Raw genomic sequence first — 291 nt, forward strand, 5'->3', positions numbered from 1 at the left:
GATAACTCTGTTGATGCTTTCTGGGCAAAAGCACCCAGCACCCGAGGGAATTGCCCTGCGGACATCTGGCTATTTTTCGACCACAAAAATAAGTCGCAGAAAAACAAAGACTTGCGAAAAACCGTGACGAAGCGCACAGCAGCGGTGCGTACTGCTCGGCGATGCCTTCTCTTTGTGCATAAAAGAAGCGCTGCTGATAGCCAGGCCCGTAAACATGCGGCTTGAAGGTGGCTTTACTCGTGCCGACGAATGGTGCTCGGCTCAGGCTGAAACACATCCGCACCAAGCCCT

At 52.9% G+C, this 291-nt stretch carries 1 protein-coding gene; it reads left to right on the forward strand.

The window, feature by feature from the left end:
• The coding region (locus tag J0A65_RS27110; RefSeq protein ID WP_206597253.1) for a hypothetical protein at positions 1-225 on the forward strand (225 nt) is incomplete at its 5' end.
• Positions 226-291 lie beyond the last annotated feature (66 nt).

Source organism: Bowmanella yangjiangensis (assembly GCF_017255015.1).
Lineage (GTDB): Bacteria > Pseudomonadota > Gammaproteobacteria > Enterobacterales > Alteromonadaceae > Bowmanella > Bowmanella yangjiangensis.